A 9,212-nucleotide genomic window follows, 5' to 3' on the forward strand; every position below is an offset into this window, starting at 1 on the left:
CCCGATCTACACCACGCGGGGGGACTCACCCATGCCGACCCCCGGAACCGGCTGACGGCTGCCTTCACCGAGCTCACCCTGGCCATCTGACCGCCCGCCCGAGACGGCTCCACCACGCCCCGCCTCTGCCCAATGCAACAGCGCCTCGACAACGCGCTGCGGCTCCTGCCCGCGACCGGCAGCCGTGGCAGCCACGGCCTGTTGCAGGACCAGTATCTACGGGAACGAAACCTGATCATCGACGGTATCGGGGAAGCGGAGCGAGCCGCCGCGGAGCAGAAACGGTGGGACGCCCAGGAAGCAACAAACCAGGAGTTGCGCCGGCTCGTGCGTCCGCCGCTGTCCATGCTGGCCCAGCAGGCGGGTCTTTTCGCCGTCATCGCACTGATCTTGGTCAGAGAGCTGCGGAAGGTGAGCGCCAGCGCATCGCTGCATGACCGCCTCTGGCAGGAGGTCCAGCTTGGTGGCAGCCTGCTCGTCGTCGCCGTGGCCGCGGTCGGCATAGCGGCCCTTGACCGGCGCCGCCGTAAGCCGAGGTAGCCGCCTGCTGGATCTCGGTCAGCTCAGCTCACCACCTGCGCCGCCTGGCCCCGTCTGGCGGCCGACGAGCAGGCCCACCGGCTGGCGTTGGACACGCTCGTCGAAGCATGCGTCGCGGCGGCGTTCACCGCGAAGAATCTCGACTATCCGGATCTGGCGTACCTGGCCGCGACCCGCGTCGAGGCCCATAGCGTCGGCCATGGCGTCGATGTCGCCGGTGCGGGTCGGGGGTGACCTGACCGGGGCGGACCCGTGGGGGCACGGCGGATCCCGTTCCACGCTGCGGCGATCCCCGGTGCTAACACCGGGTTGCTTGCTCCGTCGCCATGTTCACGTCCACGGCGCCGCCATCGACCCTGGCGGCGCCGTGAACGTCCGATCCCCGTGCCGCGGTGGCGTGGGGTGGGATGGCGGACCGGCTACCGTCAGCCGCCACGCATCGTTCTCGCCGATCCCACCCGCCCTCAGAACGGCAGGCGATAACGGAACGTAACCGTCGTCGGGGCGGTGTCGCGACCGCAGGTCCCGGCCCAGGCGCCCGGAGAGGACACCCCGTTCATGATCGTTCCCTGCACACAATTGCCGAATGCGCACACAATGCGCACACAAATCCATTTCGATCTTGAATAGATGATCTTCGATTTCGCAAAACCGCAGGTCAGAGACCATCTGTCTGGAGCCGGCGAGGGGACTCGAACCCCTAACCGCTCGATTACAAGTCGAGTGCGCTACCAATTGCGCCACGCCGGCGGGCGATCTCACGATACCCGACCGCCGCACTGAGACGCTGAGGCCACCGGCCGGTTCGCCGCCGGCCCGGCAAGATCAAAAGGGTACCCGTGGCGTGCCCCGCCGGTTGCCCGGCGCGAACCCGGCGAGCACCTACAACCGGTCGACGTGTCGGCACCCGCTCCTCGATCGTGAAGCGGGCGAGGAGCTCCAGCTCGGCCAGCTCGGCCCGGTCGACCCAGTCGACCCGGTCAGCGCCGCCATCGGGGTACCCCGAGCGGCACCGATACCGCCGTCCACATTCTTGCCACCGAAAAATGTGGTGCCGGAACCGGTGAATAAATTTTGTCACAGCGGTTGTCGGGCAGTTCGTGGCGGTACGGTCGAGCACGAGGCCAGGCGTGCGGGAACGCCGTGAAGTGCCGTCTCCCGTGAATCGTCTCCAGAATTATCGGACGACGAGCTCCACCAAAGAGCCCCACCAAAGAGTGATTGACGTTGCTTGTCCGCGAGATAGGTTGTCCAAAATAGCGAAGGGCCAACCATGCTGATCGTTGCGTTGACAGGCGTCGCACGTCTGTGTGCCCGCCGTCGCTGGATCGCGGTCGGCATGTGGGCGGTGCTCCTCCTGCCCGCGGTGTTCTTCGTGATCGCGGGTCACGCGCAATACAGCCACGATGTGACGGTTCCCGGTTCCGAGTCGCAGCGGGCAATGAATCTGGCGCGCAAGGTGATTCCGGGCGGCGTCCTGCCGGACACCGAACAGATCGTGCTGCACGCCAGGCGCGGCACGCTGGCGGACCCGCTGGTGCACCGACAGGCCGAGGAGCTGCTCGCCGATGTCGGGAAGCTGCCGGGGGTACTCACCGTCGCCGACCCGTTCGGACCACTGGGCAGGATGGTGCTGGGTGTGTCACCGGTCAGTGCCGACGGGCGCACGGCGGTGGCTCCGGTAATCATGAAAGCGTCGGCGCTCGAACTCGACCTCGGCGCGATCAAACGGGTCTCGGCCACGGCCCGGTCCTACGGCGGCCCCGAGCTTCAGGTGGAGCTGGGCGGACCGGGCGCGACCGCGCTCACCTCGGCCGGCGTCCCGATCCGACCGCTGCTGGCCGCCCTCGCCGTCGCGCTGGCGGTCTTGTGCCTGACCCTGCGTTCGAGGGTGGCCGCCATGATCGCCGCTGTCGTCGCGGCCATGGCCACCGTCACCACCGTGGCCGTCACGACAGTACTGTCCCACCATGTCCTGACTACTCCCTTCGCCGCTCTGCTTGGCGGCATGATCGCCCTCGGGGTCAGCCTGGGCGGGTCCGTCCTGGTCGTGTACCGGGCGCAGACCGCGTTGGCACGGGGTGTGAGCCCGGTCGACGCGGCCACCGAGGCGATGGTGAAGTCGGTTGCCGCCCTGGCCTCCGGTGGCGTGTGCCTGAGCGTGGCGATGACCGGCGTGCTCCTGCTGGACCTGGGCCCATTCACGGGAGTCGCCCTCGCGGCCGGGGTGGCCGGGGTGCTCAGCGCCCTGGTCACCCTCACGCTGTTGCCAGCGCTGCTCGTCCTCGGCGGCACCCGGATGCTGGGCTGGGTCGGACGGCATTCCCTGACCACGACGGGTCGTGGCCTACCGCACCGGCCGGGCGTGCGATCGTGGTGGGCCAGGCAGGTGGGGCGCCACCCGGCTGTCGCCGTGGCCGCGGCGTGTGTGCTGCTTGTCGCCATGGCGGCACCGGTGGTAACCCTGCGGCTCGGTGGCGCCGACGCGGGCGCGGAGCCCACGTCGGCCACCGCGCGACGCGCGTATGACGTGGTCAGCCGCGACTTCTTCAGCGGTCTCAACGGGCCGATGCTCGTCGTCGTCGACCGGGGAGAAGGCAGCCGGACCGTCGCTGTGACCGACGTCGTCACCGCCCTCAACACGACGCCGGGGGTCAAACACGCATACGTTTCGTTCGACAGTCCCGAGTCGGGCCTGGCCCTGATCCAGGTACTGCCGCAGGCGGGTCCCCGGTCGACGGACTCCTACGATCTGGTGCACCGACTGCGCAACGACGTCCTGCCGGCGGTGCTGCGGCCCACCGTGAGCCGCGCTTACGTGGGCGGGCAGGCGGCGTTGTTCGCCGACATGGCTGCGGACTTCCGCGACGCGCTGCCGATGTTCGCGTTCGTGGTCCTGCTCGCGGTGGGCGCGCTGACCTTTCTCACGGCGTCCTCGCGCGTCACCGCCGCCGTGCTCGCCGTTTCGGAGCTGTCGTGCGGCCTTGCGACGGTCGGTGTCCTGGCGACGGTCTTCCAGCAGGACCGTTTCGCCGGGAAACTGGGCCTCCAGGCCGGTCCGATCGAACCGTTCATCCTGGTCTTCGTGCTGGTCGTCGGGTTCGGCCTGTCCCCGGGCATGAACCTGAGCCTGCTGAGCAGACTGCGCGAAACCGATACGCCAGGCTGGCGGGCGCTCGAAGGCGACGCGGTCAGCCGCGGCCACGCCGACGTGGGGCACGTCGTCCTCACCATGAACCTCATCATGATCCTGGCGTTGTCGGTGGTCGTGGCGCAGCCGTCCCGCACGCTGAAGCTGCTCGGGGTGGGTCTGGCGGTCGGTGTGGCGCTTGACGCATTCGTGGTGCGAGCGGTCGTCCTCCCTGCGCTGGTGCACCTGGATCGGCGCCGTGAAACCGCTGGCGGCCTACCCGCGCAGCGCCGGCCGGCGAGGGCGGCCACGAGGTCGTACGACCCGCCGTCGGCGCCATCCCATGCGGGCAACGGCACGCGCGGCGGCCGTTTCTCCCGGAGGAGTACATAGGGATGGGGCCCGGGCGTGTTGCGTTACTTCCCCGTTATCGGTAGGTAGGGCCGCGCGAAACCTTCAAAAGTTAGATCATCCAATTCTACGGCTTACGGGCCACGGCGCCGTATCCATCCACTGCGGCAAAGCCCTCGGCGCCGTCCGGCTGCCACTGCGAGATCGACACCACACCCGGCTCTAGAAGGTCCAGACCGTCGAAGAAACGGGCAACCTGATCCGGACTGCGCAGGATGTAGGGGACCGCGCCCGTGTCGTCATAGCCCTGCTGGGCTTCGTCGAAGCCCTCGCTGGTGTTGGTGCTGTCCCACAGCAGTAGATAGCTGCCGGACGGGACGGCGGCCACCACCCGCGCCACGATCGCCCGTGCCTCATCAAAGTCGGCGACGTGCCCCAGGATCCCCATGAACATGACGACGATCGGCTCGTTGAAGTTCAGTACGTTCTTGGCACCAGCAATGATCCGGTCCGGATCGTGGAGATCAGCGTCGAGATAGGTTGTCACACCTTCCGGTGTGGTGTTGACCAGCAGGGCGCGGGCGTGTACTAGTACCAGCGGGTCATTGTCGACGTACACGATGCGGGAATCGGGTGCGATGCGCTGGGCGACTTCATGGGTGTTCTGCATCGTCGGCAGGCCAGTGCCGATGTCGAGGAACTGGTGGACGCCCCTCTCGCCGGCGAGGTGGGCCACAGCCCGGATGAGGAACCGCCGGGACTCCTTGGCCAGGGTGACGATCCCCGGGAACACCTTGATGTAGGCGTCGCCGGCCTCGCGGTCCACCGGGTAGTTGTCCTTGCCGCCCATCCAGTAGTTCCAGATCCGAGCTGAATGCGGCGTCGTCGTGTCGATCTTCGAATGGCCCGTCGGGTTCCCGGTGCCATTGTGCTGCTCAGCCACGTCTCTCCTTACGCTGGCTCGGCCGGGCGAACCCGGCGAAGCAGGAAGATCCAGTCGGAGTGTGGCCTGTGGGCCAACCTCGGCTACCGATTTTAGGGTATATCATCGCAAATAGCGGCGGATCAACTGCTGGGACATGTACTCTCGGCCGGCCTGTGGGGCGCCAGAAGTCGGCTTGGGCCTGTGAGCTGGGACGATGTGCGGCGCGGCTGCCGGCATCATGGTCACCTGCGTCGGTGTGGCTGTTCTATCTGTTCTGTCTGATCTTCGTTCGGGTGTGTGGGGCTGGCTGGTGCTGCTCGGCCGGTCGTCGGCATCCAAGGACATCGAGTTGCTCGTGCTGCGGCACGAGGTCGCAGTGCTGCGCCGCATCCACCCGAAGCCCGTTCCTGATCCGTGACCGGGCGGGACAGTTCACCGCATCGTTCGACGCGGTCCTCGCCGACGCGGTCCTCGCCGACGCCGGCATCACCGCGGTCGCGATCCCGCCCCGAACTCCCAGGCGGACGCCTACGCGGCCCGCTACAGCGAACGACGCCCCACCGTAGTCGCGATCTTCAGCCACCACGGCCCGACCATCCCGTTGCTGATCTGACCAAGAAAAGGACCACACGTCGCCCCGCCCTCGGCGGCTTGATCAACGAATACGAACGGGCCGCCTAAAAGCCTAGATCAACGCCGATGACCCAGTTCTGGCACCCCGCAGGTTTCGGTCGGTCGATTTGACGCGTCCGGGCCCACGTCCTTCTATGACTTCATGACTGTGAGTAGTCAGTTGATTCGAAAGGTGCTGCTGCCTGCCGTCGGGCTGGGGGTCTTGTCGGCGCTTGCCGCGACACCCGCGGCCGCCGACGGTGGCCGCGGCGGGCCGACGCCCGGCTCCGGCGCCGCGGAGACCTTCCTTCAAGCGACACTCATGCCGTTGAACCATTCCGGCGCCCGCAGCACCGCTACCGCGATCCTGCGGGGCGACCAACTCACCATCTCGATCTTCAGTCGCGGGCTGGCGCCGGCTCTGCCGCACGCGCAGCACATCCATATCGGTGGCCGCCACGTCTGTCCACCGCCGAACGTGACCGGCACCGGCGTCCACGGCCACTTCCGGACCGTTGACGGCAACCCGTGGCGTGGCCCGGTCGCGGTGTCGCTGACCACGTCCGGCGACACCAGCCCGGCCAGCGAGCTGGCGGTGGCGAGGTTCCCGGTTGGGAATGCGACCTACCACCGCACGTTCACGGTCACCCCGGCGGTCGCCGCGCAGTTGCGGGCCGGTGAGGGCGTGATCGAACAGCACGGTGTCGACTTCAGCCACAACGGCCGCTACGACGGCCCCGGCCGCAGCGAGCTCAATCCGGCCCTGCCCGAGGAGGCGACCGACCCGGCGGCCTGCGGCCGGCTCGTCCCGGCGGCCGATGGCCGGCGGCACGCCCAGGTGAACTGATCGGCCGTCGTGGCGCAGGTGGGGCACCTGCGCCACGACGGGCGACCGTAACGAAGTCAGCGAACGGATGGGTTCATCAGCGTGGCATCCGGCGAGTCCGCCGGGGTCGTACGTCGGCCGCCCAGCCGCGGCGTCCAGCGGGGCCCTGGTGCACGAGCGCCAGGCCCGCGTCAGTGAGCATCGGTTGCAGACCACGCAGGATGTCGAGATAGGTCGCGCGTGCTGCGAGCGCCACGCCGGCGCGTAGTTCCGGGCGTCGGTGCGCGGCGGCGCCATGGCGCACCACGGCCAGCGCCGCCATGCTGGCCGGGCCGGGAGTGGGGTTCGGGTCTGCCGGCGGCGGAGGCTTGCCGCCGCCGAGTGCCTCGGCGAACCGCAGATACCAGTCGCACAGCTCGGTCGTCTCCACCGTGACCGCTTCCTGGGCTGCGGCCAGATCGGGCAGCGCGGCGGAGATCTCTATGGTCGAGGCGATCATGTTGACGCCGCCCCCGGCCCGCAGGATGTCGGCCGGCCAGGGCACGTCGCCGGCGTGCAGCAGCTGCGCGGTCCGGCGCAGCCGCAGCGCCCCGCCGACGACGGTCATGAGCGCGTCGACGTCGAGCCGGCCGTCAGGCTGCTCCGACAGGTACTGACGGACCGCGTCGTCGAGCAGCCGCCCGGCGCGGATGGCATCGCGGGCCGCGGCGGCCACCTGCTGATCCCGGCTGGGACGGCGGAGGGCCGCATCGTCCGGGCCCGCGGTGTCGGCGTCCTCTGTTCGGGATGCGCCGGCTGTTTGGGAGACGCCGACCCGGCTCACGAGCACACCGATGGTGTCCGCGGGGCCGTCCGGATGGCCCGACATGTCGGTATAGGCCGGGTCCAGCCAGGGCGAGGTTCGCGGCCGGGCGCTGGGCGGATCGTCATCACCGGGTGCCCGCATGACGACCAGGGCGAGGAAAGCCGCGCCCATCCGATAGGCCGCGGCGGCACGGTGCCGGATTACCGCCGCCGCTCCTCGCGGCCACAGCAGCGCTCCCACGGCCAGGCTAACCCCGAAGCCGATCATAACGTCCTGAATGCGGACCAGCCCCACCCGCCAGCCTAATGGTTCAACGATGTTGAAAAGGATGAGGATGGCAACGGTGAAGCCTGCCTGGCCCAGCGCGAAGAACGACTTCCGTCGCATGTAGCCGGCGACGAACACAGCCAGCGGCAGCAGCGGCCACGATACTACGGTGTGGGTACCGATCAGGGCGACGAACAGGCCACCCACCACAATGCCGATCCCGGTGCCCAGCAGGTCCCGCAGGATCGTCGAGCTGGTCGCCACCACGTTCGACCGCAGCACCGACAGGGTACCCAGCACGACCCAGAAGCCGTGCTGCACCTCGGTGTTCTGGGCCAGGGCGACAGCGAGGGCGAGTCCCACGGCGCCGCGGACGCTGTTGCGGAACCACACCGACCGGATGCTGGCATATCCGGCGGCCAGATCGGTGGCGGCGGCGCCTCGCCGGGTGAGCCGCCTTAGCCTGGCGGGCCAGCCACGCGGCCGCACCCAGGAGCGCAGCGCCGGTGCCGGCGCGGTCACCTGCAGCACGTTCGTCGCCAGCTCCCGGGTCCCCCGGGCCAGCCTGCGCAGCCGGAACGCCTCGGCGATCGCGAGGTCCGCCGGCGGCTGCTCCGACTCGGCGACCACGAGATCATCCATCTTCTGGGCCGATCGGGCGCTCCACCCGTCAGCGTCCGGCGCCGGCCGGCTGACTTGCCCCTCCAGGTAGTCCAGCAGGGCCGTGCGCATCCTCCGCTCAGCCCGCTCCAAACGGTCCAGGCCGAGCCTCTCGCCCGGCCGTGGACCGCGGTCGAGTCGATCGGCCGCGGCGGCGAGCGTGGCAGCGGCGGCGGTGTGGATCTCGGCAGCTTCGCGGGGGAAGCATGCCGCCGCGATCCGATTCCGGTCCGCACGCGGTTCGGCGAACGGGACCAGCCAGTTGACGTCCACGACGAGATACCCCAGCGCCGCGGTGCGCCCGCCGACACCGCTGGGCCGGTGCGCGGTCTCGGCGAACCTGCGGCGCAGGTGGAACACGTCGGTCCAGATCCGGGGGGCTTCGTCCGCTCCGGTCCCGTTTACCCCGGTCCCGTCCGCACCGGTCCCGTCCGCACCGGCCCCGTCAGACTGCGGAAAAGGCATGGTCGTCCACGCCACCCCGGCGGCCATCGACCGACACGCCTGGGCCAGCGCGGCACGCAGCCGTGTTGGGGGCCGCTCCGTCCACAGCACCATGGCCGCGGTGACGGCCACCACCATGGCGGCCCCCCAGCCGGCGAGCCGTTCCGGAATGGCGGACGCCGGGCCAGGCGTCATCACCGACAGGACGAAGGCCATCAGCGTGGCCCGTCCGGCGGCGGCGAAATACGCGTTGAGGACCCCGGAAAACAGCACGACCAGGGCGACCAGTGCGGTCACCGGCGCCGCCAGCCAAGGTGTCCGGGAGCACAACGCGCCGATGACGATGAGCGAGACGGTGATAAGCACGAACGCGACGTAGGCCAACAGCCTGGTCTTGGTCGGCCCGGTGAAGTCGATGAACTCCAGCAGGGTGTAGGCGCCGAACCAGGCGAACAGGCTCAGCCGCACGTCCCCACCAGCCAGATAGGTGACGGCCAGCAGCGTGGGGGCGATGAAGGCAACCCGGACGGCCGCCTTGAGGTTGATCAGCCCGGGGTCGTCGGGGAACGCTCTGGTGAGCCGTCCCAGCCATCCGTCCTGCATCTGCCCCTCCACCTCTGCCCTGGACCATCGCCGTACCTACTTAAACCGT

Annotated in this window: 6 protein-coding genes, 1 tRNA gene and 1 pseudogene; 5 read left to right on the top strand and 3 right to left on the bottom strand. The window is 69.2% G+C overall.

Features of this window, described 5'->3' with window-relative positions:
- Positions 1-132 precede the first annotated feature (132 nt).
- Positions 133-540 carry a hypothetical protein gene (locus AC08OO_RS20370; protein WP_011438447.1) on the top strand — a complete coding sequence of 136 codons (408 nt, stop codon included), beginning with the start codon at positions 133-135 and terminating at the stop codon, positions 538-540.
- Between the two features lie 87 nt (positions 541-627).
- The gene (locus AC08OO_RS20375; protein WP_011438446.1) at positions 628-774 is read left to right on the top strand and encodes a hypothetical protein; all 147 of its coding nucleotides are present in this window, start codon (positions 628-630) and stop codon (positions 772-774) included.
- Positions 775-1,214: 440 nt separating this feature from the next.
- Here the strand turns inward: AC08OO_RS20375 and AC08OO_RS20380 are convergent.
- Positions 1,215-1,290: transfer RNA gene (locus AC08OO_RS20380), tRNA-Thr, on the bottom strand.
- Between the two features lie 523 nt (positions 1,291-1,813).
- On the opposite strand from AC08OO_RS20380, the gene AC08OO_RS20385 reads away from it, so the two are divergent.
- On the top strand, positions 1,814-4,063 hold the full coding sequence (locus tag AC08OO_RS20385; RefSeq protein WP_476611052.1) for an MMPL family transporter: 2,250 nt from the start codon (positions 1,814-1,816) through the stop codon (positions 4,061-4,063).
- 85 nt (positions 4,064-4,148) lie between these two features.
- Here the strand turns inward: AC08OO_RS20385 and AC08OO_RS20390 are convergent, their stop codons facing one another.
- Positions 4,149-4,964: an SAM-dependent methyltransferase gene (locus AC08OO_RS20390; protein ID WP_011438444.1), complete on the bottom strand. Its 816-nt coding sequence runs from the start codon at positions 4,962-4,964 to the stop codon at positions 4,149-4,151.
- A gap of 242 nt (positions 4,965-5,206) precedes the next feature.
- Here AC08OO_RS20390 and AC08OO_RS20395 point away from each other — a divergent pair.
- Positions 5,207-5,627 (top strand): annotated as a pseudogene (locus AC08OO_RS20395) (hypothetical protein).
- A gap of 124 nt (positions 5,628-5,751) precedes the next feature.
- Complete coding sequence (locus AC08OO_RS20400) at positions 5,752-6,405, top strand: hypothetical protein (RefSeq protein WP_235463145.1); 654 nt, start codon at positions 5,752-5,754, stop codon at positions 6,403-6,405.
- A 76-nt stretch (positions 6,406-6,481) separates the two neighbouring features.
- Here AC08OO_RS20400 and AC08OO_RS20405 read toward each other — a convergent pair whose 3' ends face one another.
- The gene (locus AC08OO_RS20405) at positions 6,482-9,163 is read right to left on the bottom strand and encodes an FUSC family protein (RefSeq protein WP_476611053.1); all 2,682 of its coding nucleotides are present in this window, start codon (positions 9,161-9,163) and stop codon (positions 6,482-6,484) included.
- Between the last annotated feature and the right edge of the window lie 49 nt (positions 9,164-9,212).

The organism is Frankia sp. CeCAU1 (genome assembly GCF_977971845.1).

Bases quoted from the DNA above. Each gene is read 5' to 3' on its own strand.
- AC08OO_RS20370 (WP_011438447.1), top strand. From the start codon at position 133: ATGCAACAGCGCCTCGACAACGCGCTGCGGCTCCTGCCCGCGACCGGC.
- AC08OO_RS20385 (WP_476611052.1), top strand. From the start codon at position 1,814: ATGCTGATCGTTGCGTTGACAGGCGTCGCACGTCTGTGTGCCCGCCGT.
- AC08OO_RS20405 (WP_476611053.1), bottom strand. From the start codon at position 9,163: ATGCAGGACGGATGGCTGGGACGGCTCACCAGAGCGTTCCCCGACGAC.